Source organism: Ulvibacter antarcticus, from assembly GCF_003688405.1.
GTDB lineage: Bacteria > Bacteroidota > Bacteroidia > Flavobacteriales > Flavobacteriaceae > Ulvibacter > Ulvibacter antarcticus.
Genome location: NZ_REFC01000011.1, coordinates 240,400 through 266,049, shown reverse-complemented (window position 1 = coordinate 266,049; position 25,650 = coordinate 240,400). Strand labels below are relative to the sequence as shown.

19 protein-coding genes are annotated in these 25,650 nt (G+C 36.4%); 8 read left to right on the top strand and 11 right to left on the bottom strand.

From position 1 onward, the window contains the following. Nucleotides 1-347 precede the first annotated feature (347 nt). Nucleotides 348-3,398 carry a tail fiber domain-containing protein gene (locus tag BXY75_RS01385; RefSeq protein ID WP_121905909.1) on the top strand — a complete coding sequence of 1,017 codons (3,051 nt, stop codon included), beginning with the start codon at nucleotides 348-350 and terminating at the stop codon, nucleotides 3,396-3,398. 259 nt (nucleotides 3,399-3,657) lie between these two features. On the opposite strand, the gene BXY75_RS01380 is transcribed toward BXY75_RS01385, so the two are convergent. The 4 genes from BXY75_RS01380 to BXY75_RS01365 all read right to left on the bottom strand — a co-directional run bounded on the left by BXY75_RS01380 (nucleotide 3,658) and on the right by BXY75_RS01365 (nucleotide 9,785). Then, nucleotides 3,658-6,585, bottom strand: coding sequence for a VWA domain-containing protein (locus BXY75_RS01380; protein WP_121905908.1), 2,928 nt, complete (start codon nucleotides 6,583-6,585; stop codon nucleotides 3,658-3,660). A 121-nt stretch (nucleotides 6,586-6,706) separates the two neighbouring features. Then, nucleotides 6,707-7,657, bottom strand: coding sequence for a putative periplasmic lipoprotein (locus BXY75_RS01375; protein ID WP_121905907.1), 951 nt, complete (start codon nucleotides 7,655-7,657; stop codon nucleotides 6,707-6,709). Between the two features lie 126 nt (nucleotides 7,658-7,783). Then, nucleotides 7,784-8,719 (bottom strand): hypothetical protein, encoded by a 936-nt coding sequence (locus BXY75_RS01370; protein WP_121905906.1) that lies wholly within the window; start codon nucleotides 8,717-8,719, stop codon nucleotides 7,784-7,786. A 118-nt stretch (nucleotides 8,720-8,837) separates the two neighbouring features. Further along, on the bottom strand, nucleotides 8,838-9,785 hold the full coding sequence (locus BXY75_RS01365) for an NAD-dependent epimerase/dehydratase family protein (protein ID WP_121905905.1): 948 nt from the start codon (nucleotides 9,783-9,785) through the stop codon (nucleotides 8,838-8,840). A 114-nt stretch (nucleotides 9,786-9,899) separates the two neighbouring features. Here BXY75_RS01365 and BXY75_RS01360 point away from each other — a divergent pair, with 114 nt between their 5' ends. Together BXY75_RS01360 and BXY75_RS01355 are read left to right on the top strand one after the other, a co-directional pair. Further along, nucleotides 9,900-10,487, top strand: coding sequence for a hypothetical protein (locus tag BXY75_RS01360; RefSeq protein ID WP_121905904.1), 588 nt, complete (start codon nucleotides 9,900-9,902; stop codon nucleotides 10,485-10,487). 93 nt (nucleotides 10,488-10,580) lie between these two features. Further along, the gene (locus BXY75_RS01355) at nucleotides 10,581-12,647 is read left to right on the top strand and encodes a M13 family metallopeptidase (RefSeq protein WP_121905903.1); all 2,067 of its coding nucleotides are present in this window, start codon (nucleotides 10,581-10,583) and stop codon (nucleotides 12,645-12,647) included. A gap of 202 nt (nucleotides 12,648-12,849) precedes the next feature. On the opposite strand, the gene BXY75_RS01350 is transcribed toward BXY75_RS01355, so the two are convergent. Both BXY75_RS01350 and BXY75_RS01345 read right to left on the bottom strand, forming a co-directional pair. Continuing rightward, complete coding sequence (locus BXY75_RS01350) at nucleotides 12,850-13,656, bottom strand: Rossmann-fold NAD(P)-binding domain-containing protein (RefSeq protein WP_121905902.1); 807 nt, start codon at nucleotides 13,654-13,656, stop codon at nucleotides 12,850-12,852. Next, nucleotides 13,649-15,997: a M28 family peptidase gene (locus BXY75_RS01345; RefSeq protein WP_121905901.1), complete on the bottom strand. Its 2,349-nt coding sequence runs from the start codon at nucleotides 15,995-15,997 to the stop codon at nucleotides 13,649-13,651. The genes BXY75_RS01350 and BXY75_RS01345 overlap by 8 nt, the downstream gene beginning before the upstream one ends. A gap of 205 nt (nucleotides 15,998-16,202) precedes the next feature. On the opposite strand from BXY75_RS01345, the gene BXY75_RS01340 reads away from it, so the two are divergent. Continuing rightward, nucleotides 16,203-16,667, top strand: a complete 465-nt coding sequence (locus BXY75_RS01340; RefSeq protein WP_121905900.1) for a CBS domain-containing protein — start codon at nucleotides 16,203-16,205, stop codon at nucleotides 16,665-16,667. A gap of 14 nt (nucleotides 16,668-16,681) precedes the next feature. On the opposite strand, the gene BXY75_RS01335 is transcribed toward BXY75_RS01340, so the two are convergent. Genes BXY75_RS01335 through BXY75_RS01325 form a run of 3 tightly spaced genes read right to left on the bottom strand, consistent with a single transcriptional unit; the run spans nucleotide 16,682 to nucleotide 18,561 of the window. Beyond that, nucleotides 16,682-17,032 (bottom strand): hypothetical protein, encoded by a 351-nt coding sequence (locus tag BXY75_RS01335; RefSeq protein ID WP_121905899.1) that lies wholly within the window; start codon nucleotides 17,030-17,032, stop codon nucleotides 16,682-16,684. Between the two features lie 3 nt (nucleotides 17,033-17,035). Beyond that, nucleotides 17,036-17,596, bottom strand: coding sequence for an NUMOD4 domain-containing protein (locus BXY75_RS01330; protein WP_121905898.1), 561 nt, complete (start codon nucleotides 17,594-17,596; stop codon nucleotides 17,036-17,038). A 56-nt stretch (nucleotides 17,597-17,652) separates the two neighbouring features. Continuing rightward, on the bottom strand, nucleotides 17,653-18,561 hold the full coding sequence (locus BXY75_RS01325; protein ID WP_147437212.1) for a DUF6268 family outer membrane beta-barrel protein: 909 nt from the start codon (nucleotides 18,559-18,561) through the stop codon (nucleotides 17,653-17,655). 237 nt (nucleotides 18,562-18,798) lie between these two features. Between BXY75_RS01325 and ileS the strand changes: the two genes are divergently transcribed. The 4 genes from ileS to BXY75_RS01305 all read left to right on the top strand — a co-directional run bounded on the left by ileS (nucleotide 18,799) and on the right by BXY75_RS01305 (nucleotide 23,987). Further along, complete coding sequence (gene ileS, locus BXY75_RS01320; RefSeq protein WP_121905896.1) at nucleotides 18,799-22,230, top strand: isoleucine--tRNA ligase; 3,432 nt, start codon at nucleotides 18,799-18,801, stop codon at nucleotides 22,228-22,230. Nucleotides 22,231-22,233: 3 nt separating this feature from the next. After that, nucleotides 22,234-22,614 carry a TraR/DksA family transcriptional regulator gene (locus tag BXY75_RS01315; protein ID WP_121905895.1) on the top strand — a complete coding sequence of 127 codons (381 nt, stop codon included), beginning with the start codon at nucleotides 22,234-22,236 and terminating at the stop codon, nucleotides 22,612-22,614. A gap of 81 nt (nucleotides 22,615-22,695) precedes the next feature. Next, a complete protein-coding gene (locus BXY75_RS01310; RefSeq protein WP_121905894.1) occupies nucleotides 22,696-23,325 on the top strand; it encodes a hypothetical protein in 630 nt (209 codons plus the stop codon). 44 nt (nucleotides 23,326-23,369) lie between these two features. Continuing rightward, nucleotides 23,370-23,987 carry a lipoprotein signal peptidase gene (locus BXY75_RS01305; protein WP_121905893.1) on the top strand — a complete coding sequence of 206 codons (618 nt, stop codon included), beginning with the start codon at nucleotides 23,370-23,372 and terminating at the stop codon, nucleotides 23,985-23,987. A gap of 32 nt (nucleotides 23,988-24,019) precedes the next feature. Here BXY75_RS01305 and BXY75_RS01300 read toward each other — a convergent pair whose 3' ends face one another. Together BXY75_RS01300 and BXY75_RS01295 are read right to left on the bottom strand one after the other, a co-directional pair. Continuing rightward, a complete protein-coding gene (locus tag BXY75_RS01300) occupies nucleotides 24,020-24,445 on the bottom strand; it encodes a response regulator (protein WP_211331801.1) in 426 nt (141 codons plus the stop codon). 15 nt (nucleotides 24,446-24,460) lie between these two features. Next, complete coding sequence (locus BXY75_RS01295; protein ID WP_121905892.1) at nucleotides 24,461-25,546, bottom strand: PAS domain-containing sensor histidine kinase; 1,086 nt, start codon at nucleotides 25,544-25,546, stop codon at nucleotides 24,461-24,463. Between the last annotated feature and the right edge of the window lie 104 nt (nucleotides 25,547-25,650).

The window sequence follows — 25,650 nt, the reverse complement described above, 5'->3', positions numbered from 1 at the left end:
TAGAATTGACGATTAAAGTTACTTTTAAAAAAGTGCTTGTACTACACCGTTAGGCACATAAATCAAAAAAACGAATACATGCATCTTTTTAAAAGATAAGAATAATTTTACTAATAAGCTGAAAATCAGTATATTTAATAATTCCCTCCTATTATTCCCACGTAACAAATTTATTTTCTTGTCATCATTTTGGCAGGGATTTTCTGGCTTAAGTCTTAGCTAATGATGCTAGATTCTCCAAAACCTAAATGGGTTTTCAGATTACTTTTTAATGATGACCGAACATGAGTTGAGCGAATTTAGAAGCAAAATATATTGACCTTATTTACTAACTAAAATTTTAAATTATGAAAATCTTTAGAACAATGGCAATCACTATGGTAGTGATTGCACCAATGATTGCTTTCTCTCAAACTGATCCGCAAGGTACTCCTCCGGGAACAAATACCAGTGCCCGTGCCGCCGCTGCTTGGTATAGAGGTGGAAATAATTTTGGAAACACTATACCCCGTGGAGCTAACATCTTCGGTACAATGTGGAATAGTCCAATTTACACCTACACCAACGGCGTATCAACTATGAAGTTAAATGGAGATATAAGTTATCCCATTAGTGGTCACGGAGGAAATCGTAATGGATTTATGTTGTTAGGTAATCGTTCACAATGGTCTCAGAATATATTTAATGTTCCAAATTTTGGGGCATTCTCCTTACTTCATCTAAATGGTGACGAAGGAACTTTTGTACAAACAGTGGGTTACCGTGATTGGATGCGTACAGGAATAACCTTTACAGATAACAATGATTTGTCATATATTGGTCTTCGTAAAGTTGGCAATGGAACAGATAAAACAGAAACAACTATTGCATGGAGTGATAATCCTGGCAATGGAGCTGGTCCTGATGTATTATCATTTCGTTTCACCTCTGGAAGTGGTAGTGCGGACATATCGGATGATTTAACTCTCGCTACGGATTTAGATGGCCTGCATATTGCTCGCTTTACAGGTCAAGGTCTAATGGGTTTGGGGCCTACCTTTGGTATTGATAATATGAATTATGTCAGCCCTGCATCGCTTCTGCATATGAGTAGAGTAGGGAATGAGCAAACTTGGCTTCAAATAACTAATCAAAATGGCACAGAACAAACTGTTGATGATGGTTTACGTATAGGAATTAGACCAAACAGAACAGCTTACATCAGGCAACAAGAAAATAGACCTCTTATCATCCAAACAGATTGGAATAATGGCTCAGGAGGAATCAATAATGGTGAACGTATGCGAATTACCAGCATAGGGGCACCAAGCGTTCCTGATCCGGCAGGTGCAACTAACAATAATATTACCCGGGTAGCTCTTAGCCATCAAGGAAATGATCCGATAACACAACCTCGAAGTTTGCTACACTTAGGCTATAACACTGGTGGCGTTGGAGGTAGTTCAACCGATGGATGGAGAAATTGGATGGATATTGGAAGTTTTACAAGTGATGGGAAGGATAATACGTTTATTGGATTAAAAGCGGAAGGAAGCAGTAAAGCTGATGCAATAATTAATTGGGGAGATAATGTAGGACAAAATGATTTAAGATTTATTTTTACTTCCAATACAAATTCTTCTACTGCTCCTGCAAACTCATCTAATGGGCTGGAAGTGGCTCGCTTTGTACCACAACTAGCAACTCCATTATCAGCTCCCAATTACGGCATGATGGGTATTGGAGATTTTACTGTGGCCGCACCTATAGATGCCAAATTAGATATTGATGGTGATTTAAGAATAAGAACCATAAGTCAGAATAATGAGTTAAGTAAAATTTTGGTTGCAGACCCTGATGATTTAAACAGAGTGCATTGGAGAGATGCTGCGACATTAGGTGGTGGCGGAACAGGTATCACTCAAGCCAATAATGGATTATCCATCAATCCAAGTAATAGTAATCAAGTACAATTAGGACAAGCATATACTAATGGAACAGTATTAAACGGTGGAGAACTATTAAATGCTAGAGAAATACCAATGAATGGCAAACGATTATTATTCGCTGGAAATGGTAGAATAGGTTTTCGAGGTATGTTTGATTCAAAAGTGAGCATTCAAAATGATGACAATTGGCAGCATATTTTACTAATGAAAGATAGCAAAGGAAACGATGCTCTTCGATTTACTGAGGGTAGAAAATTAACAATTAATGCTGAAAAAACTCAAACATCAGGGCAAAATGCAATAGAAATTAGCAGCAAAATAAGCGGCACAAGTAGTCCTGGATCTGCATATTCTGGTTTCAACCTGAGAACTGAAACAGAAGATACATCGAGTTTATATTCTGGTGCAAACATCTCAATGGTTGGCATTAGTAACAGTCTAATTTCTGGTTTAATTGTCAATGCAACACCTGCATCAGGTGTTATTGGTATAGGCGATTATATTGGTATACAAGGAACCGCTGCGAGAAGCACTTCAGGAAAAAAAACAGGAGTATTTGGGCATTCTTCCAACCCAGGATTGCAAAATATTGGAGTTGAAGGTAATGCGAATGGCGCAGACTTTAATATTGGAGTTCGGGGTTCTTCCAATGGACCTAACAGTTATGCTGGTTGGTTTCAAGGGAATGTCATGATTACTGGATCCCATATTACAGCTTCAGATAATCAGTTTAAAACCAATCAACTACCTTTAACTGAGGCAATAAGTATTATAAATCAACTATCTCCTAAATCCTATAATTTAGATTCTCCTAATTATTCCTATTTAGGTTTTGATTCTAAACAACACTTGGGCTTAATTGCACAAGAAGTAGAAAAAGTCTTACCCGACTTAGTTAGTGATATTGTAATGGTTGCTGAATATGATACTCTTGGAAAACAAACTCAAGCTCAATTAAATTACAAAGGATTGAATTATCAAGAATTTATACCACTATTAATTGCTGGTATGCAAGAACAGCAAGTTGCGTTAACCGACAAAGATGCATTAATTGATAATCTAAATGAGCGTTTAACACAATTGGAAAACTGTTTGAGTAATATCCTACCTTTATTATGTAAAGTAAATAATAATGGTGTTAATAAAAATAATCCTTCTCAACAAGAAGAATTAAGAAGTGTTTTAAATGTTCACCTTAATAATGGAGAAATGATAGTACTGGAGCAAAATGTACCCAATCCTTTTGCTGAGCAAACAACTATAGATTATGAACTTCCCACTACAGTCCAAAAAGCTCAAATTTTGTTTTATAATCTCAACGGACAATTAATACAAACGGTTAATTTGGATAGTAGGGGAAAAGGTAGTTTAATCGTATTTGGAAGTGATTTAAGTTCTGGTATGTATACTTACAGTCTTATCGCAGATGGGCAATTGATTGCTACTAAAAAAATGCTTAAAACGCATTAGAATATGAACTAACCATTCTATTCTTAATTCTTTGGAGCTTACAGTCAGGCACAAGAAGAGGAATCGTGAAAATCTCGATCTAGATTTTAGATCGGGATTTTTATTTTTCTGAAGTGATTGCCGGCAATGTCTGCCCATGAAAACACAAAAAACCATAAAGAGGCGGTCTGAAAAGACCGCCTCTTTTGGTGTGTATAAGTAAAATTATTACTGAGCAAATCCTAGGTTTAATTACGAACAATAACTCTTCCTAAAGATTTTATTTAAAAATCAACAATAAAATAATGATCAGAATCAAAAATAAGATTAACAACCAGCATAGTAATCCGAATTTTGAGGTAGGTTTATCGTCCTTTGGTGGGCAGAAAACCGTTGTGGGTGTATCTGCTTGATCGATAGTGATTCCCGGATGTCCACCCGAAGATGGGTCGAAATCCACAATCGCTTCATAGCTACCATTACCAAGATCTTTTAAATCACCTATTGTAACATTTCCAAATGCCCCAGTTACAATAAAACCGTCGTTTCTACCTGGTCCAAGGAAGTTGCCATATGAATCTTTTGGCGTAAATGTAAATTTCCATCGCTCCAAACCACTTGGTCCAGTACTAATTAATATGCTATCAATAACTGTATTTCTTGGGTCAATTTTCGTATCCACATAAATCGACCAAACAGTTTCTCTAGAGGCTTCGCAATCATGACCATATTTGGCCTGTGCATGAAAAGTGTAGACCCCAGAGTGTTTCAGTAAATCGGTTAATGGATTTCCAAAGATTCCATCATCCTCCATCGCACCATCTTCATGTGCTCCATCGTCAAAAAGTTCGAATGTTTCCTTTGTATAAGTTACGAGTCGCTGATTTTTATCTGACGCTAATTTTTTTAAGGTAGCATTAATAGCAGGAATGGTGTCTCCCGAACTTTGGGTAGGATCTATAAGTCCGCTTTTCGTTAATATGTTTCCAAGACTTTCTTCTGGTTTCGTCACAGTTACTTTAATCGCTCCATGTCCGGGTGAAAAATTGTTTGGGTAAAAGAGTCTTACAATTGGGTTAATAACATCCCCGGTATAATACCTTTTTTTGTTCGAAATATGTTTTAATGTTGGGCCTCCTTTGGCGATAACATTCACAAAATAGTTAAGTTCAATTGGCGCTGATGGAAATTCTCCCTGAGTTCCGGGTCTGTACACATAAATCTTCCATTCGCCATCATGCTCACTTTTATAAGGTAGTTTTATTCGCATATGTCTCCAGCTACGACCAAAAGTTGATGTAATTTCTGGATCCCCTATTGAAACTGGTTGTCCCGCCGGGGTTTCTACACTAAAAAGTAAGGACGCTTCTGGTTTGTCCCAACCCACTACTATGGTAACTGATTCCTCCCCACAAACATTAAATAAAACAGGTTCTTTTGCACGTTCTTGTCCGCGAGGTAAATTAAAATCTGGATCCATTAAAAAACCTGCTTCAAAAATATCTCCGAAACATGCGGCAAAAAACTTCTTAAGACTAAGCTCATCTTGTGCAACCGTATAGCTTCCATCATTAAAGACCGCTAAACTAGCTAATAATGGACCGTTTAGGTTTGTTTCATCTCCGTAGCCTACAATGCATAATCGTCTATTATTTATATCTCCTTCGATTGATTCTATGGAAGGTGGCGCATTTTGCATCCCATCTGTGAGTAATAAAATTACTTCATCTTTATCAACGGCACCTGAAAACTGATCTAATGCTAAGTCTATGCCACCACCAATTGAAGTAGTTCCGCCGGTTATTATATCTCCAAGTATACCTGCGGAATAGGGTGGTGGACCTACCAAATTTGCTATGTTCGTGTTGGAATTTGGTAGTAGATCAAAGTCTAGGTCTAAGGTGTTACTGAAGGAAACAAGACCAATTCTATGTCCTTCTTCCTGTTGAATCATTGTAATAAAAAGTGAAGCCGCATCTTTTGCTTCTTCAATTTTTGTGCCCCCCGAGAAAGTACTTTCAGACATAGAACCAGAGCGGTCTAAGACTATCATAACGTCTCTATCTACTGCAGGAGGTGGCGGTGTGGTACCAATTTCCTTGAGCATGTGAGCCGTGGAATAATATTTTAAGGGTGAGCAGGCAACTCCAAATGATAAAGTGCCTACCACATTACCAAATTTATCGTAAAGACCAGAGCCCGAACTACCTCCGGCTACATCCAGAGTAACATAAACTCCCGTTGGCGAGGTGCTGGCTACTTGTAAATAATTACCTGTTCGCGGTGAAAATTTCTTTACTGCCCCGTTTGGATGGTGAATGCAAAAAACATCTTCACCTACACTTGGGAAGTCCGTTCTCATTGGAAGTGGGGTAATCCCAGTCCCTCCTGGAGGAACTTCTATTTCAAATAAAACATAATCAATTTCAGAGTTATAGTTGTACTCTGGAGCTCCCTTAACTTTGAATATTTTTGGCGCATAGCCTGGGGGTCTATTTCCTAATTCATCTGTCTCATAGTCGAATACAATTGAAGCAGATGCTACACCAACTCCACTTATCGCAGATCCCTCACTACCAATTGCTATACAATGTCCTGCCAAAAAGACTAATTTTTCACCTACAAGTGTGGCTGAGCATGTAGACAAATATTCCCCGTGCGCCGAGATCATCATACAGGTGGCTCTTCCTACTTGCTTGCGTATGTCATTTGGTAAGGTGTCGTAGTTTTTCCAAGTTGGATCAGATGCACAGGTAACAAAATTCGCTCCGCAGATCCAAAAAGGATCATATACGGGTTCTGTATAAGGGGATTCATGTAAAAATAAATCGCAGTTTGTGAATGTACATGTACGATATCCTTCGCCTAATCTTTGTGCTCTGCCGTAACCAACTAATTCGACTCCTCCAGTTACTGCCCCATTTGTTATATATTCAATAGGTACTTTCTTATCTGGAAAAGCATTGATGTTAATTGGACGTGTCCAGAAATCTGAACCATCTGAGGCGTTAAAAATATCCTTACCATATCCTAAATCAACTTCCAAGCTATTGCTGGCCGGGAAGCTGGCGTTAGTGAAGTGTAAAATGAGAAACCTGGTATCTTGTACCGGGTCGGAAACGTGTTCAAAATTTTCGGAAGGATTACCATGATCTGGTCCGATACCCAATGGAGCCATAGTAATCATTCGGCCTATATTATGTGACATAAGTTCTAGCTTTTAAATGCTATTCAAGATCACATAAATAATTTGGATATAGTAGAGGTTAATAACGGAATTTAGCAGGGTAAAACACTGTTTAACAATGTTTTAAGAGTATGTTTTTTTCTTAGTCAGGAATTACATCTCCTTGATAATAATATTTTGCCGCCAAACCTTCATACTCCAACTGGCCAACATAATACTGCTGTGCAATCATTTCGAAGGGTAAATTAAACGAGTTGTAATTATATAAAAACTCTGCAGTTTCAGGATCTTCATTCTCATATCTTTGAGCCACTCTTTTATTTTTAGAGATGGTTTTATACAATGTATTATACTGATAACTATTTGAACTAGAAAGAAAACCAAGAACATAGGTTAAATTGTTTTCCGAAGAAAATAAAGGATTTATTAAATCATCATATTCATAATTACTTGAACTCTCATTTCCAACGGAAGAAACGTTTTCATTTGAATAATATATGTGCAAGCTACTATCGCTATCACAGTATCCGTAAATTGTAACTTCACCGGTTGTTGTATTGGTGGTGATTTCTTCATAATACACACAATATTGGGGAATTGGATTGGTATTATTCTGAAAAGTAAATCTATAATACAAATTCTGAACCCATTCTATGTCACCAAAAATGTCATGATCATAGTTTAAGTATTCAGCTTCGGTGTAGTAATTTTCAACTTCATTGTATTCAAAAGTTCTATCGTCAATACTAATTATACGATTGTAACTATCGTAAGAAATAGTGATTGAAGATAGTATGTTCTCATCTACATCCTTCGTGTCAATGCTCACTAGTTTATTTGTGTCGTCAAATTCATAGTTAAGAGTAGTGTCTTCACTCAATTTATGGGTTTTGTAGATTCTTCCTTCGCGATCAAAATAGTATTTTGAGGCAATATCTCCGTTATAATTTACGGTATGATATTGCGCTATCACAGTAGGGTCATCAATTAATTCCTCATCCATCTGAGATTCCAATGGAATTCCGGCTTCATCGCTTTTGGAACATGAAGAAAAAATGATGCTAAGAATAAATAATAGGTAGATTTTTTTCATACAAAATAATTTATTCTTGTTTAGAAAAGGTGGTTTAACTTTGGTTCAATTAGGGTAAAAAAAATCTGAATACTAAGCATCGATCAGTGACGCTAGTATTCAGATTATACAGTAATATAATTTTTATTAGTCAGGAATTACATCCCCAACATAGTAGTAATTTGCGAACGGATATTCATTTACCAACACGCCATTATTGTAATCTTTAGCTGTAGAGTCTTCAGGTAACCCAAGGGTATTCATAGTGTAGCTATAGGTAGTGTTTTCAGTACCTGTAGTATCCCATTGAATGTTGGTTCTGTTGTTTTCTGAAACAATAAATAACTGTTGAAGTTCAGGTCCGTTTCCTTCCGAAGAAAAGAAACCTAGAATATCTTTAAAATTAGTTGTGTTATTATACATCGGATTTGTATTCGTATCGAAGTAATATTCTGAAGCAATTCCATTGTAATAGCTTGTATTCACATTATTATTCGAATAATTCGCAGTCCAACGATTATTGCATGCGCCCGTGTCTGTAAGAACACCGGTTTCAATATTCCTTTGCAAGTATCCACTCATATAGCAATATTGTGGCATTGGATTTCCGTTTTGAAAGTAGAATTTATCGTAGGAGTACTCCAATTCTTCTAAATTTCCAACCATATAAGGCCCAACAGATACGTAACTAGTACTTTCGGAATAATAGTTGCCATTGGCTTCATACTTAAATTTACGATCACCAATAAAGGAAATCTTATCATTAGCATTATAAAGCACATCCTTACGTTCAATTATATTTCCGTTAAGATCTTCCTTAATAATAAGAACTAATTTTTCACCATCGTAGTTATAGTTGATTGTAAAACCATCTCCTATTTTATGGTACTTTGTAAATCGTTGGTCTTCATCAAAATAATACTTTGCCGAAATATCTCCGGTAGTACTCGAAAGACTGTGATATTGAACAATAATTGGTGATGAAGCAAAATTTATTTCTTCTTCTGCTGGGGCATTCTCTTCATTGGGAGAACAAGAAAATAGTGCAATAGAAAGCACTATTAATAGGCTTAAATTTTTCATAAGTAGGTAATTAGGGGATTCAAATATAGAATAAAAATCTGATTTGTAGGAATAAATTTAAATATTTCCTACAAATCATAAATTCCCTACCTACTGATTATCAGTTCTCTTTGTGGCTTTAATTGCTTTCCTTAAGATTTTCCAACATGATCTGAGTCATTTCATCAAGGGATACTTTATGCTCCCATCCCCAGTCTTTACGGGCTTGAGTGTCATCTATACTTTGTGGCCATGAGTCTGCGATTGCCTGTCTGAAGTCCGGTTCATAAGTGATTTTAAAATCGGGAATATGGGTACGAATACTAGCGGCAATTTCTTCAGGATTAAAACTCATTGCTGCCAAATTATAAGAACTTCGAATCTTTATATCACGATCTTCTGCTTCCATTAAACCAACGGTCGCATTAATTGCATCGTCCATAAACATCATAGGTAAAGTCGTTTCAGCATTTAGAAAACAGATGTATTTTTTATGCTTTAAGGCTTTGTAATAAATATCAATCGCGTAGTCTGTAGTTCCACCTCCAGGAAGTGTTTTATAACTTATTAGCCCGGGATACCGAATACTTCTCACATCAACACCGTAGCGCTTATGATAGTATTCACACCATCGCTCGCCCGTTTGCTTACTTATTCCATACACGGTTGAAGGTTCCATTACGGTTCGTTGTGGGGTATCAGATTTTGGTGTGGTAAGTCCAAAAACAGCAATGCTGGACGGCCAGAATATTTTTTCAATTTTCTTGTCTCTGGCTAAATTTAGGATGTTAAATAAGGAGTTCATATTAAGTTCCCAGGCCTTCATTGGAAACTTTTCGGCTGTAGCAGATAGCATAGCAGCCATTAAATAGACATCTGTAATTTCATGTCGAATAACAACATCCTGAACGGCGTCGTAATCCATAGCATCTAAAATTTCGAAAGGTCCGGCTTTCATAAAAGCTTCATCCCCTTCTTTTATATCGCTGGCGATCACTTTATGATTGCCGTATTTTTTTCTTAAAAACGTAGTAAGCTCAGTTCCAATTTGTCCTGAAGCTCCTATAATCAGAATTCTTTTTTTCATTGTCATTTTGTGAAATAGAGGGTAAATATAGGTATATTCTCTCCTAATTCTTTCTTAAAAAACAGCAGCTATGCCATTATTAAAATTATATTTGCGCAACTTACCATTTTAGTAATGAAGCTTTTTTACGGGTATTTAATATTAATAGTAGCCTTGGTGTTTTCCTGTGGAAGCCCTTCGGAAGAGGTTGAAACTACAAATCAACTTGAAAAATCCTCCAGTATATACGGCGATAATACCTTTGTTTTTCCTACACTTTCTGTAAACGCAAAAACATATATTACTAATTGGGGTGCCTTTGAAGATTTTCAAAAAGAGGCTGAAGGAATCAATGGAAGCACGGTTGAAGACCTCCGAGTTAAGTCAGATCGACTACTTTCCCGTATCGATTCGCTCACAAAAAAAGTGCCGGATACGCTTCAAAATCAGCCTATAGTTTCACGAGTAATGATTGCTAAAACCAGAGGATCATTGTTGCGACAGGAGGTATTTAAACCTCGTATTGATTCTGCAAAATTGCAAAATGATATTTTCGAATTAAATGTTGCCACAAAAAATCTTATCCTTCAAATAAACGAGAAATTTCAGAAAGACGATATAGATTTTGAACGAAAGGATGATGAGAAGAAAGAAATAGAAAAACAAAAACGCTTTTTAGATTCAGTCTATAAATCTGAACTTCAGGATAAAAATTCAAATTAACTGTAACAACCAATCTAAAATACAGACAAATACCGGAGGTATTGATCTAAAAAATTAAACAATAAATTAACCTTTTAAACCAATCTTATACCAATGAAGAATACATTTTTTAAATCTGCATTAGTCGTTATTGTAATAGGTGCTACCGTTGTAGCATGTAAGAACGATAAGAAAATGGCGCATACAGATGACGTAGAAAGAGGAATTATCCTATCAAATATGGATACTACCGTAAATCCTAGAGCAGACTTTTACAATTATGTAAATGGAAGCTGGATGAAAAACACAGAAATACCAGATGACCAAGTACGATGGGGAGGATTTGGCGTATTGCGGAAATCGACAGATAAAGATGTTTTAAAGATTCTTTCCGATGCTAAGGAAAGCGGAAAATATGCTCCGGAAACCGATCAAGCAAAAGCCTTAATGATTTTCGAATCTGAATTGGATACGGTAGCAAGAGATGCGGCCGGAATTAAACCGCTTCAACCCGCTTTGGATAAAATAGCTTCAATAAAAACTGTAGCCGATTTTCAAAAGGTAATGACAGAAGATGCCGTTACCGTTGCTCAGCCGTTTTTAGGAGTAGCAGCTTTTTCTAATCCTAGTAATAGTGCTATGAATTCGGCCTATATTACACCTGGAAGTCTTGGACTTCCTGATAGAGATTTCTACACAAATACAGATAAAAAGTCGGTTGAAATTCGTGCCGAATATGTAAAGCACATTACAAGAATGCTTCAATTTTTAGGAGATTCTAAAGAAGATGCAGGTGCTCAGGCTGAGAAAATTCTTGCTTTCGAAACTAAACTAGCGGTTCCAAGATTGGATAAAGTAGCAAGTAGAGATTTCAGAAACTTCAACAACCCAAGATCAATGGCAGAAATTCAAAAAATGGCTCCGGCTATTCAATGGGAGCAAGCTTTTAAAGACATGGGAGTTACAAAGAAACTAGATACTTTGATCGTAATGCAACCAACTTACATGGATGTTGTTCAAAAAACACTGTCTGAAGGCGATGTAGATTCTTGGAAAACTGTAATGAGATGGACAACACTTAACAGTGCAGCAGGCATGTTAACTACAGAAATTGAAAAAGCTAATTGGGACTTTTATAGCAAGTACTTAAATGGTTCGAAAGCGCAGAAGCCAGCAGATGAGCGTGCATTAAGCACAGTGAATGGTAGTGTTGGTGAGGCTTTAGGAAAATTATATGTGGACGAAATGTTCCCACCGGAAGCTAAACAAAAAGCAGAAAAGATGATCGCCAATGTAATCGCGGCTTATAAAGATCGTATTAATGCATTAGATTGGATGAGCGATACTACCAAGATTAAGGCAATTGAAAAGTTGGATAAATTTACCGTTAAGATTGGATATCCTAACAAATGGAAGGATTATTCTTCTATGGCTGTAAAACCGGGTAATACCTATTATGATAATATGGTTGCCGTAGGTGCTTGGAATTTAAAAGATAATCTTGATGATATTGATGAGCCAGTTGACAGAACTGAATGGGGAATGTCTCCACAAACTGTAAACGCGTATTTCAATCCGTTTAATAACGAAATCGTATTCCCAGCAGCTATACTACAACCACCTTTTTATGATTATTTAGCAGATGATGCGGTTAATTACGGTGGAATTGGTGCTGTAATCGGACATGAGATTTCTCACGCATTCGATGATAGTGGTTCTCGTTTTGATGCCAATGGAAACCTTGTAAACTGGTGGTCTGAAGCAGATTTAGAAAATTTTACTGAAAGAGGAAATGCTCTTGCTGCTCAATACGACAGTATAGAAGTGTTAGACAGTGTATTTATCAATGGTAAATTTACCCTAGGTGAGAACATTGGTGACCTTGGTGGTGTATTAGGAGCGTATGACGGTTTACAACGACTTTACAAAGAAACCGGACGTCCTGAAAATATCGACGGTCTTACACCGGAGCAACGTTTCTTTATGAGCTGGGCTACTGTTTGGAGAACCAAGCAACGTGATGAGTCTTTGATGAATCAGGTGAAAACAGATCCTCATTCTCCAGGAAGATATAGAGCAACTGAGCCTCTTAAAAATATAGATGCTTTTTACGAAGCTTTCGATATTAAAGAAGGGGATCCGATGTATGTAGCTCCAGAGAAGAGAGTACGTATTTGGTAAAAACTCATTATATTTTATAAAAAAAGGAGTCCAATTTAGGGCTCCTTTTTTTGTTAGATATCCCCCTATTCCCATAATTATAGAGTCCTATAAAAGGGAGATTTAAATTTATCCCAAATAATTCTCCCTTCCTTCGAAGGAAGGGGATGGGAAGGATGTTTTTAAGCAATTTTGCTTTAATTGAATAAGTTGATCAACTTATTTACAAACCCCTCTTAAATTGATATCCCAAAACTGAGCTAAGATTCTCTGAATCGACTTGCTTAAATTTGATTTCTTTCTTTTCCGAAGAAAAAGTAGGAGGTATTAATCCAAGCTCCAAGGTCTTCATTGTATAATACTCAGATTTGCTGGGATGATTGGGTATTACAGCATTAAAAATATGTCCAAAAGCATTCTTTTTTATTATTTCTGAAAGAATCCCAATACAGTCATCTCTGTGGATTAGATTCACTGGTGCATCGCCATCGATGAGGTTTTCCCTTCCGGCAAGATAACGCGCGGGTTGCCGACTACCTCCAAACAGGCCGCCAAATCGAACAATGCTGCTATTCAATTTTGCAGAATTAAAGAACATACGCTCAACTTCTGCGAGTTGTTTTCCTGCTTCGGAAGTTGGCTTCGGAAGGTTGTTTTCGGTTACTTCACCCTGAGAATCATCATAGACCGAGGTGCTGCTTACTAGAATGACTTTTTCAACTGAAGTTTTTTCAATTTCAGCTAAAAAATGCGTCATTTTCAAAACATAGTTCGCACCTGTATTTCGTCTTAATCCGGGTGGAATCATGATGATTAAATATTCGATTTCAGATAAAAAAGCATTGATCTCACCTGAAATACCTGATTCAGAAATTTCTACTTTATATGCATCATAACCGTTTTTCTGAAGCAGGGTCGCTTTGTCCAAACTAGTAACAGAACCTTTAATTCTATAACCGAGGGTCATTAATTTTTGAGCAAGTGGTTTTCCTAACCATCCTAATCCTGCAATGGCAATTGTGTTATTCATTAATTTGAGGTGTTATCGAATCCAGGGTTCGTTTTTGCATAGTATTTATTGAAATCGTTTTTTTAACAACAATGGCGTCGGTTATAATAAATGGTTTCGGCATGGTGTATTTAGGACGTTTGTTTATCGTAAACTGATTGTTACTCATCAAATCGAAAGAGTATTCTAATACCGTGAAAGGCACTTCGATATCTTGTTTTGTAGTATACGAAACTTCAAGTGAGTCATTATTGGCAACTATGTATCTCAATAAAGAAGCCCGTGTTCTTTCTACATTTCCACTGCTGTTTTTTGGCATTTCTTGTCCATTAAATGCAAGCGATTGAAAAGTGATAGTCGTGTCGGCATATAAGCTTAATTGATTTATGTGTCGCTTCGGAAAGATCGTAAAGGTGACATTACGGGACCCATTTTCAATAGTATCTTTTTGTAGTACCGTTTCAAAGTCGGATATTTCCTTTTGAGGTGCTTCCGAAGCAAACGTATATCCTTTATTGTATTTACTTCCGGAAGAATAATTAACATATTTTGATGCCGCTTCGGGCGATTTGCCCAAATATCCTTTGGTCCAATCATCAAGTATCTTATCGTAGGTAAGCCAATACGCATTACCACTATCGGCATTTTCATAATAGATTAAGCTATTTGGCTTTTGGCGTTTTTCAGAAAAATCACTTTTAAAATGAGCTGAAATTAGAAAGATGATTGCCAATACAAAACTCCCTATAGAAAAGATGCTTTTATTGTTATAAAACCCTAAAACAGGAATCAACAAACCGAAAAGTAATACGGTAAAAACACAACTAATAACCACATGATCTGATCCCAATGCAACCGGAAATAGCTGAATTAATGGTGCGTACAAGAAAATAGCCGGTGCTGCCAATAATGCCATTAAAAGTAGATTTGCTTTTTGCTGTCTAACCAGTAACCATAAGGATAAAAGTCCGAAGAACACTGGGATTATAAAATAACCGGCACCTTTTAAAAATAAAAAAACGACCACATTAATAATGATCCAAAAAATTATAGGCGCAATAAAAATGCTAACCACATTTTCGCGTTTCGAAAACCTATCGTATAGATAAAAAAGGATCGCCAGCGATAAAAATACAAAGGCGGCAATGTAAGCATGGCCATTATATTTAAATCCTTGTTGAACTTCTTCATATTGAGGATAAATAGCCAGCAACAATTTCCAACCATAGAATCCTAAAATTCCACAGATTATAAGCGACAGCAAAAACGGGATAAATCCTTTTAATATATCCCTTGCATTAAGTTTCTTTTTACGAATTCCGAAGAAAATAAGAACAATCAAAATAACACAGGAGATAATAATCATTGGCAATATCCACGCAAACGGATAATGGATCATTTTTACAAATGGCATGTTTACATATACATCGTCGACATCCGATTTTAAATTGCTTAAATCGGCATCCGCAAAATATGTTAGTAATGGGAGCAGGTAACTTCCTTGATGTGCTAATGAGTTAATATCAAGATTTTCAACAGTATCATTTGCTGTATGATAATCGAAATGATCGTCCATAAATGCAAAGAAAAAACAGTCGATATCGCCACCTTCTCTTAACACAGTAGAATCTGTTTTATTAGGCAGCATTTTATAGACACTGTACATAAGTGAGGATGCTACTGGATATTCAGGATTCGCCTCAATAAACGCCTTGATGAGGTTTTGATTACCACCATTAGATTCCAGAATCATTACCGATGGTCCGCCACTTCCTCTTGCTTCAAAATTTAATGCGATCCCAATATTTTTCGCCCACGGATGGTTTGCCTGAAAAAGCCTTGCCCCTTCGAGGTCGATTTCTTCAGAATCGGAGAAAAGAACAATGATGTCATTTTTTGGTTGTTTACCTGTGGCTTTAAAAGCACGAAGACTCTCGAGTATGGTTACGATGCCACTTCCTGCGTCACTGGCTCCGAAAGAAGGCACAAGTGCGCTGTCATAGTGAGTATGAAGTAGTAGTGATTTACTGCTGTTGACGCCCTTTAATCGCGCAACTATATTTATGGGTTTATCCAGTGTACCGAATTCAGGATTGAGTACGAAACCTTCCTGAGTTTCAGTCTCCAGACCTAACGATTGTAATTCCTTCAGTAAATAGTTCCGTACATTTTTTTGTTCTTCGGAACCGTGATAGTGAGGAGCCTTGCTAATTTCTTTTAATGGAATCAGTGCACGCTGGGTAGAGAACTCAGTCTCAGAAACAGATGATGGGCTTCCTTTTTGTGGCATTAAACTGTAAAAACTATAATAGATTAATCCAATAATTAGGAGAAAGGAAAGAAGGGGAAAGGATCTTTTCATAAAAGTGGCGTTAGTATTTTTTAAAAATACGACAATCCTACCAATGTGAACGATTAAGATTAAAAATGCCTTATAAATGCGATTAAGGTCAATTAAATAAAAATTAGTATTGCACGATTTGAAACAGCATTTGTAATTCTTTAAGGATAAAGGGAAAGGAGCTATTTTAAAATTGACTATATTAGAGAGATAAAATTTAGCAGTTATGGGAATTAAAAGTTTTATGGGTAAAAGGGCAAAGCCTACAAAAGGAAATGCAGAAAACATTACTGTTGCCGATTATATGACTAGAAATCTTATCACTTTCAGAGCAGATCAAACTGTGATGGAAGTAATGACAATTTTAATTAATAAAAAGATTTCCGGAGGCCCGGTGGTCAATGATAAATATGAATTGGTGGGTATAATTTCTGAAGGAGATTGTATGAAACAGATAAGCGAAAGCCGGTATTACAATCAGCCAATGGAAGATGTAACCGTTGAAAAACACATGGCTAAGAATGTGGATACCATCGATGGAAATATGAATGTATTTGATGCCGCCAATAAATTTTTAGAATCAAAACATCGTAGATTTCCAATTGTAGAAGATGGAAAACTTGTAGGGCAAATTAGTCAGAAAGATGTTTTAATTGCGGCTTTAAAGTTGAAAGGGCAAACCTGGAAATAATTTAAATCACAGCCTTACATTTCTCTTTTCACCAACAAATAATAGTCGTTATCTAAGGGTAAATACCCTTGATCATAGAGGTAATAATATATTGAACCTGTTTTGGTGGTGTACAAACTCGTGAAGTAATCAAAGCTAAACCCCAATCGGAGTAATTTCTCTTTGGTGGTTTTTGTTTTGTCTTTGGAATTTAGCGTTTCAAGAATCCGGTAGTTTTTACGAAGCCGATTATTGACATTTCGAATTAGGTTCTTATTGTCCTTGTTGAGTGTGTTATTGTGTGCGTTGCGGCAGGCATCGCTGCAAAATTTCTTATCCGCACGTCCAATTATTTTATCACCACACTCAGGACATTTTTTTTCCATTCGCTAATAATCTACAATATGCCCCCAATTTTCTCCCGATTTAATTCGGTAGAGTTGCATTTCCGAAATTCCAAATTGCTTTGCTATTATACGCATGCGGGTTTTTCGGTTGGGATCAAATATTTTTCTTTTTATCATCCGAACCTTAGGTGCAGATAATTTTGAATATTTCGGGTTTAACTTCGCCGCTTTCTTCGCCTTGATAACGGCAGGATTGTCCATATTGTGAGCAAACAATTCCTTTTTGTTAACCTTCTTAAGATTATCGACATGATTGTCGGCCTTATCAAAATTCTTATGAATTACATAAGAGCGTTCTTCATCCGGATCAAGGAACAATTCGGCTACCACTCGATGTACATAGAGCAAGTCGGTTTTACCATCTTTCTTTTTACACGAAAAAGTGGGATATCCACTTAACAGATATAATTTCTTTAACTGGCCGTCCGGATCTTTATCATAACTGATCACACGGCCAAAATTTGAAATTTTATAATTTTTCGGTGTATGCCAAATTGGCTTTGTGAAATCTTTCCAGACTTCATTTCTAAAACTGTTTATCATAACTGGGGAGTTTATTCAAATATAGGAAATATCTAAAACTTTAAAAAACAGCTTGTTTACTTTTCTTTTTCTGAAGAAATATGGAAGCGATAAATGGCTTCAAATTTAAAGTAAGCTCCTCCGTTAAGGTCAGGATTCAATTGAGTTCGATCGTCTCCGAAGCTAAATGCTGAAAGTCCCAAATCAATAGTATCATCGGTCGTATATACTTCAAAATTATTACTAGAATACCCTATTTTAGCTCGTAATAAGACACTTTTCTGAAGCAATCCATATTCAAAGTAAGCCGCAAACTCTAGAGAACTTAAATCGACATAAGCTTCCGAATCTTGAGAATCACCGTATAACCTAAAACTTCGTCCAATACCGTAATAATCAATACCAACCGAAGTCTTTCCGAAGTGATAACTAATGTCAGCAACAATTGGTAATGAAACGTCCATTTCAAATTTTGAGTTCTTACTTAAATAATACCATCCAATAATCGGGGTTGTAAATAAACCGTAGGCTTCGGAAGTAGCATAAATTCCAAAACGATATTTTAATTGCTCTGTTTTCTGAAGTTTAAGAAGTGCTAATCCACCAAAGTAAAAATCGTCGGAAGTAATTTTTTCATAGTCGGAAGCAATTTTAGGAAGTAAAACTAATGTACTGCTCCATTTTTCATTAAAAGTAGAAGCAAGTCCAAGTTTTAAAACAGTACTGCTTAAACTTGTATGCTCACCATTGGGAATAAGTTGAAGCTCATTGCGGCTGAAATTAAAACCAGTGATAAGCGCATGTTTTTTATTTAAAACTACCGGAAAGGTAATGTCGGCTTCCAGAGAACTTACATTGGTATTCCCCGTGGTATCAACATAAGTATTGTTGAAAGTCTCACCATATCCAATTCGTATGATGTCTACATAGTTCTGGGAAGTTAACAAACAAGGTAATACGAATAAGACAATAAGTATTTTTCTCAATTGAAAAAGTGTTGGTTCGGTTAAAGATATAAAATTCGTTCAGAACAAAAATCACATCCAAAGCTCAACTTTCACTATTAAATCATTCTAATACCAAGAAGCTCACAAAGTAGGCACAAAGAGCAGCAAAGCTTAAAAAAATTACCTAATGAAGTTTAGGCGTTTACATCAATGTTTAAAGTAGCCTAGTTCTTGAAAATTCATTACTTTTGCAAGCTTATAAAAAGGCGCAAATTCATGAGCACAAAATTTAAGGAATACAAGGGATTAGACCTTCCGAAGTTAGCGGAAGACACACTCGATTTTTGGAAGAAAGAAAACATCTTCGAGAAAAGTATTTCTATTCGCGAAGGAAATGAACCATTTGTGTTTTTTGAAGGCCCTCCTTCTGCAAACGGATTACCGGGAATTCATCACGTTATGGCACGTGCCATTAAAGATATCTTTTGTCGTTACAAAACTCAAAAAGGATTTAAGGTAGATCGAAAGGCAGGCTGGGATACGCATGGACTGCCAATTGAATTGGGCGTTGAAAAGGAGTTGGGAATTACCAAAGAAGATATCGGTAAGAAAATATCTGTTGAAGCCTATAACGATGCCTGTCGAAAGGCAGTTATGCGATATACCGATGTTTGGAATAAAGTGACTGAAGGCTACGGATATTGGGTTGATATGGAAGATCCGTACATCACCTACCAATCCAAATATATGGAGACGGTTTGGTGGTTGCTGAAGCAGATTTATAACAAGGATCTCTTGTACAAGGGATACACTATTCAGCCATACTCACCAAAGGCAGGAACCGGATTGAGTTCGCACGAATTGAATCAGCCGGGGACTTATCAGGATGTAACCGATACCACAGTTGTTGCACAGTTTAAAGCCATTGTGGAAACTTTACCGGACTTTCTAGCTCAGGAATCTAACAATATTTCGTTCTTAGCATGGACAACCACCCCATGGACGCTACCTAGTAATACAGCTTTAACTGTTGGTTCGAAAATCGATTATGTATTGGTTAAAACCTTCAATCAATATACGTTTCAGCCTATAAATGTAGTGCTGGCTAAAAACTTAATTGGGAAGCAATTTGCTTCAAAATTTGAAGAAAAACCAAACGAAGAATCACTTGAAGCATACAAACAGGGAGATAAGTTAATTCCATATTTTATAGTTAATGAATTCAAAGGAAAGGATTTAGTTGGAATTAAATATGAGCAATTATTGCCATATGCATTGCCAAATGATAATCCTGAAAATGCTTTCAGAATAATTACCGGAGATTTTGTAACCACTGAAGATGGTACCGGGATTGTGCATACAGCACCAACTTTTGGAGCAGATGATGCAAAAGTTGCAAAAGAAGCTGTTCCTGAAATACCGCCTTTACTTGTAAAAGACGAAAATGGAAACTTAGTTCCACTTGTGGATCTTCAAGGTAAGTTTCGCCCGGAGATGGGGGAGTATGCTGGAAAATACGTTAAAAATGAATATTATGAAGATGGTGAAGCACCAGATAAATCTGTTGATGTAGAGCTTGCCATCAAATTAAAAATAGAGAATAAAGCTTTCAAAGTTGAAAAGTATGTTCACAGTTATCCAAATTGCTGGCGTACCGATAAGCCTATTTTATACTATCCATTAGACTCATGGTTTATCAAGGTAACCGACTTTAGAGATCGCATGTTCGAACTAAACGAGACGATTAACTGGAAGCCGAAAGCTACCGGAGAAGGACGTTTTGGAAATTGGTTGGCAAATGCGAACGACTGGAATCTTTCACGTTCCAGATATTGGGGAATTCCTTTACCGCTATGGCGAACCGAAGATGGGACCAAAGAAATAGTAATTGGCTCGATTGAAGAACTAAAAGCTGAGATGCAAAAAGCTGTTTTGGCAGGAGTAATGGCCAAAGATATTTTTGAAGATTTTGTTGCCGGCGATTTTTCCGAAGAGAATTACAACAAAGTCGATCTGCATAAAAATATAGTAGATGGAATTGTTTTGGTTTCTGAAAGTGGTGAACCTATGAAGCGTGAAGCCGATCTAATTGATGTTTGGTTCGATAGCGGAAGCATGCCGTATGCGCAGTGGCATTATCCTTTCGAAAATAAGGAGAAGGTAGAAAAAACATGGCGTAAAGCCGATTTTATTGCTGAAGGTGTCGATCAGACGAGAGGTTGGTTTTATACTTTACATGCAATTGCAACGATGATCTTTGATGATGTAGCTTATAAAAATGTGGTTTCAAACGGCCTGGTTTTAGACAAAAACGGACAAAAAATGTCCAAACGTCTTGGAAACGCTGCCGATCCTTTCGATATTCTTGACACCTACGGTCCTGACGCTACGAGATGGTATATGATAAGTAATGCCAATCCCTGGGATAATTTAAAGTTTGATGTGGACGGAATTAGCGAGGTTCGTAATAAGTTCTTCGGAACACTTTATAATACCTATAGCTTCTTTAGTATGTATGCCAATTTGGATAATTTCAATTATTCTGAAGCTGATATGCCATTAGAAAGAAGACCGGAAATCGATCGTTGGATTCTTTCCGAATTACATACGCTTATTGCTAATGTAGATAGTGCATACGGAGAATATGAACCTACGAAAGCAGCGCGTGCTATTTCTGAATTTGTACAAGAGAATTTAAGCAATTGGTTTGTGCGATTAAGTCGAAGAAGATATTGGAAACCAGCCAAAAAAGATCAATCTGGAGGTGCAAGTGACGGCAACGATAAACTTTCGGCTTACCAGACCCTGCATACATGTCTCATAACTGTAGCTCAATTAGGGGCGCCAATAGCTCCATTTTTCATGGATCGCTTATTTAGAGATTTGCTAAAAGGGGTGCAAAGACCACAAATAGAATCTGTCCATTTAAGTGATTTTCCGGTATCAAATAAAGCATTTATCGACAAATCTCTAGAGCACAAAATGCAACAGGCTCAAACAATATCTTCTTTGGTATTGTCGTTACGACAGAAGGAAAAGATAAAGGTTAGACAACCACTTCAGAAAATAATGATTCCGGTGCTTGATGAGGCTTCCAGAATGGAAATACTTGCTGTTTCCGACTTAATTAAATCTGAAGTAAACGTTAAGGAAATTGAGCTTATTGATGAAGGTTCGGGGATACTTGTAAAGCAGATCAAACCGGATTTTAAAAAATTAGGACCTCGATTTGGGAAAGAAATGAAAGCTGTAGCACAGGTAGTTACAACCTTTGGTCAGGAAGAAATTAACATATTGGAAAAAGAAGGTGAAATAAGCGTTTTAGTTAACGAAAAAAATACTACATTGAGCCTCGATGATGTAGTTATAAGTTCACAGGATATTGAAGGATGGCTAGTTGCAAACGCCGATGGAGTAACCGTTGCATTGGATGTTACGATAAGTCCGAAGCTTAAAAATGAAGGTATCGCCAGAGAATTGGTTAATAGAATTCAGAACTTACGAAAAGACTCAGGATTTGAAGTTACAGATAGAGTTGAAGTAAGCATAAAGGAGCATGACACACTACTAAATGCTATACAAGAAAATCTGGATTATATAAAAGAAGAAACACTTACCGAGGTATTGCAATTTGAACGCGAAGTAGCGAATGGTATAGAAATTGCATTTGACGACATCACGACCACGATAAGTATAAAAAAACATTAAAATATGTCTGAAGAAACTAAAAGTAGATTCTCTGATTCAGAATTAGCATCCTTTAGGACACTAATTCAGGAGAAGATTGTAAAAGCTAAAGAGCAATTAGAGCTTATTGAAAGCGCATACAGAAATGATAGTGACAATGGAACCGACGATACGTCTCCTACTTTTAAAGCTTTCGATGAAGGTAGTGAAGTAATGAGTAAGGAAACGGCTTCACAGCTAGCAATTCGTCAGGAAAAATTTATTCGTGATCTTAAAAACGCATTGATTCGAATTGAGAATAAGACCTATGGCATTTGTCGTGTAACGGGGAAATTGATCAATCCGGAACGCTTAAAGTTGGTGCCGCATGCTACTTTGAGTATCGAGGCTAAAAATATGCAATAGTCCTAATTAACATACCTCCCTTTTAATGTAAGAGGGGAATAAAATCAATAGCCCTTTCAACTTTTTGTCGGGGCTTTTTTTATGCTGAAAAAATTTGTTTTCATATTGCTTATAAGTGCTTTTGCTTCGGAAGGATTTGCACAAAAGATTCTTGAAAGGGAATGGGATGCTGAAGGAGTAGAGAAACTCTTTCTGCGTTGTAATTCGGTTTATCAAATATCAATCACTTCAGAAAAGACAGACAAAATTTTAGTGCATACTGAAGTCGCCGGAGAAAATTACGAACAGTTGTTACTGGCCACCGAGCTTAAAAATGATAAACTTACAATTGAGACGTCGTACGCTCCCTTTTTTAAGCCGGAAAATGATAAGCTGGCAGCACATAAGATAATGGCAATTGAAATGAGACTAGTAATTCCTGAAGGCTTGCAAGTAAGCATCGAATCTAAGTTAGCTTCAGTTGAAGTGGAAGGGTCTTATCGGTTTCTTTCAGTTGCTCTTGAAGAAGGAAATTGCGAGCTACAAAATTTTAAGGGTGATGCCAGTTTGCAAACAAAAAAAGGAGATATCATTGTTTTTGCCAGAACTGATGTATCCGGTACCGGTTTATCTACAAATGGAACAGTTGAAAACCACTTAGATTTTAACGGAAGCTTACTTATTGAAGCAGAAAGCATCTATGGTAACATTAGGCTGCTTCAAACCAAATAATATTGCTATTTTTACAGCTTCCTAAGCAAGAAATAACTTCATATATGTCGCTTAAAAAGCCGATTCTTATTATAATACTGATCTTATTGGTAGATCAAATCTCAAAGATCTATGTAAAGACTCATTTTTCACTAGGTGATGGTGTTAAAGTGTTCGATTGGTTTCAGTTTCTTTTTGTTGAAAATGAAGGAATGGCTTGGGGAGCAAAAATTCCAGGGGAATACGGAAAATTGATACTAACGACTTTCCGGTTGTTTGCCATTGTAGGAATAGCTTACTGGCTTTGGGATTCGGTTAGAAAAGGGGGGTCTAAAGTATTAATTGTTGCAATTGCTTTAATCTTCGCTGGAGCTTTTGGAAATATTATCGATTCAGTTTTTTACGGATTGATATTCAATGACAGTCATCATCAGGTTGCATCGATGTTTCCGCCAGAAGGTGGATATGGCACATTGTTTCATGGCAAGGTGGTAGATATGCTGTATTTTCCATTATGGAAAGGGTACTTACCCGAATGGATTCCTTTTTGGGGGGGCAAATTTTTCACATTTTTCGATCCAGTCTTTAACATCGCCGATATGTCGATAAGCACAGGTGTTGGATTATTAATAGCATTCAATAAGAGAGCTTTTCCGAAGAAAAAAACAGAAGAAGAAGAATAGACTTGATTTAGCTTAATGCGAAATGTAATTGCTTAGGCAGTCTTTGATTTAAAAATTGCTTCAAATTCATCCATACTAACAGGTTTTACAAGGTAATCTTTAACATAATTAAAAGACTTCGCTCTTTCAATTTCGTAAGGATCAATAGAGGAGCTCACGATGTACAAAGTGGTTTTAAACCCATTGTTTGGCGGCTTTATTTGAGTAAATTTTTTAAGGAAATCCCACCCATCCATAACGGGCATATTTAAGTCCAATAGAATTATTTCCGGAAAGGCGTTCTTAGAAACATTTTGTATAATAGCCGTGAAATAATCTAAAGCTTCTTTGCCATTATTGAAAATAAGTAAATTTTCGGATAACTTTTTTATATCAATGATTTTCTTGATGAGGCGAATGTAGACTTCATCATCATCGATAATACATGAAAGTTTAATAGGGGGAGTTGATGTTGTCAAAGTTGGGTTAGTTTTTTAAAATTTTATCTTTATAATAGTGCCTTGGTTCACAACACTTTCAATACTAATAGTGCCCTGAAGTGCTTCCACTTGATTTTTTGTAATAAATAGTCCAATTCCCACGGCATCCTCGTTTTGGTGAAATGTTTGATACATATTGAACACTTTACTGCCATATGTGTCGAGGTCAATTCCTATTCCGTTATCTTGAAACATTAGATATGATTCTCCGTTTTCAAGATAAGAATAGATATGAATTAAAGCTGCTCTTTCCGGGTGTTTATATTTTATAGCATTTGAAATTAAATTTAAAAAAATACTTTCCATATAAGCATGGATATATGTCATTCCGGGTAATTCAGAAAAATCTGAAATGATTTTTGTATCAGTGTCTATTATTAATCGGTTAATTGAGTTTTTGATGTTATATAAAACATCCTCGAAAAGTAATTCTTTTTTTTGATCATGCGCTTTAGATTGTACAGAAACTATTTCGTTGAGATGACTAATAGTGTCATTAAGACTATTCGAAATGTGTACTAAACTTTCTTTCAACTCTTCTTCTTCATTTTTTGAATTTACAGCATTCAGTAATTCGATAGTTAGTTGTAAGTTACTTGAATGAGATCGAAGATTATGCGAGACTATATGTGCAAAATTTAAAAGTCTTGAGTTCTGAGATTCAATGACTTTCAAAGATTTTTCGAGGCTCAATTCTTTTAGTTTTTCAAAATCAATATCTTGAAATACTCCTTGTGCACCCACAATGGTTCCATCATCATATAATGGCTTGCCAACGGCCCGAACCCAAAACTCTTTATTGTCGAATGTAAGCATTTTCAGAGTTGCGTTAAACGGAATTCCATTAGCACATCCTTCAAAAAATTCAGTCACTCGTACTTTTTCAATAACAGGATAAAAATCAAGAGCTGTTCTCAAAGAAGGCTGAAAATTTTCCGGAACATTTAAGATTTTTCTAGCCTGGGGATCTAAATAACTAGTCTTCATATCAAAATTGACACTCCAACCTCCTGCAGCTGTGAGGTCGGCTACTTCCTGATAGTAAAAATAATCAAATGGATTTTTGTTACTTTCCTCCATTTATAGTTAGGTGATTATAGGTTTCAGTTAAGCTTGTCGTAAACTGATTTAAAATCAGTCTAAAGGGTGACTAAATATAGATAATAAAAATATATTATACATCA

Coding starts and splice junctions, on each gene's coding strand:
- ileS (WP_121905896.1), top strand. CDS start 18,799: ATGAGCACAAAATTTAAGGAATACAAGGGATTAGACCTTCCGAAGTTA.
- BXY75_RS01330 (WP_121905898.1), bottom strand. CDS start 17,596: ATGATAAACAGTTTTAGAAATGAAGTCTGGAAAGATTTCACAAAGCCA.
- BXY75_RS01310 (WP_121905894.1), top strand. CDS start 22,696: ATGCTGAAAAAATTTGTTTTCATATTGCTTATAAGTGCTTTTGCTTCG.
- BXY75_RS01370 (WP_121905906.1), bottom strand. CDS start 8,719: ATGAAAAATTTAAGCCTATTAATAGTGCTTTCTATTGCACTATTTTCT.
- BXY75_RS01350 (WP_121905902.1), bottom strand. CDS start 13,656: ATGAATAACACAATTGCCATTGCAGGATTAGGATGGTTAGGAAAACCA.
- BXY75_RS01355 (WP_121905903.1), top strand. CDS start 10,581: ATGAAGAATACATTTTTTAAATCTGCATTAGTCGTTATTGTAATAGGT.
- BXY75_RS01385 (WP_121905909.1), top strand. CDS start 348: ATGAAAATCTTTAGAACAATGGCAATCACTATGGTAGTGATTGCACCA.
- BXY75_RS01375 (WP_121905907.1), bottom strand. CDS start 7,657: ATGAAAAAAATCTACCTATTATTTATTCTTAGCATCATTTTTTCTTCA.
- BXY75_RS01360 (WP_121905904.1), top strand. CDS start 9,900: ATGAAGCTTTTTTACGGGTATTTAATATTAATAGTAGCCTTGGTGTTT.
- BXY75_RS01340 (WP_121905900.1), top strand. CDS start 16,203: ATGGGAATTAAAAGTTTTATGGGTAAAAGGGCAAAGCCTACAAAAGGA.
- BXY75_RS01315 (WP_121905895.1), top strand. CDS start 22,234: ATGTCTGAAGAAACTAAAAGTAGATTCTCTGATTCAGAATTAGCATCC.
- BXY75_RS01295 (WP_121905892.1), bottom strand. CDS start 25,546: ATGGAGGAAAGTAACAAAAATCCATTTGATTATTTTTACTATCAGGAA.
- BXY75_RS01345 (WP_121905901.1), bottom strand. CDS start 15,997: ATGAAAAGATCCTTTCCCCTTCTTTCCTTTCTCCTAATTATTGGATTA.
- BXY75_RS01380 (WP_121905908.1), bottom strand. CDS start 6,585: ATGTCACATAATATAGGCCGAATGATTACTATGGCTCCATTGGGTATC.
- BXY75_RS01365 (WP_121905905.1), bottom strand. CDS start 9,785: ATGAAAAAAAGAATTCTGATTATAGGAGCTTCAGGACAAATTGGAACT.
- BXY75_RS01305 (WP_121905893.1), top strand. CDS start 23,370: ATGTCGCTTAAAAAGCCGATTCTTATTATAATACTGATCTTATTGGTA.
- BXY75_RS01335 (WP_121905899.1), bottom strand. CDS start 17,032: ATGGAAAAAAAATGTCCTGAGTGTGGTGATAAAATAATTGGACGTGCG.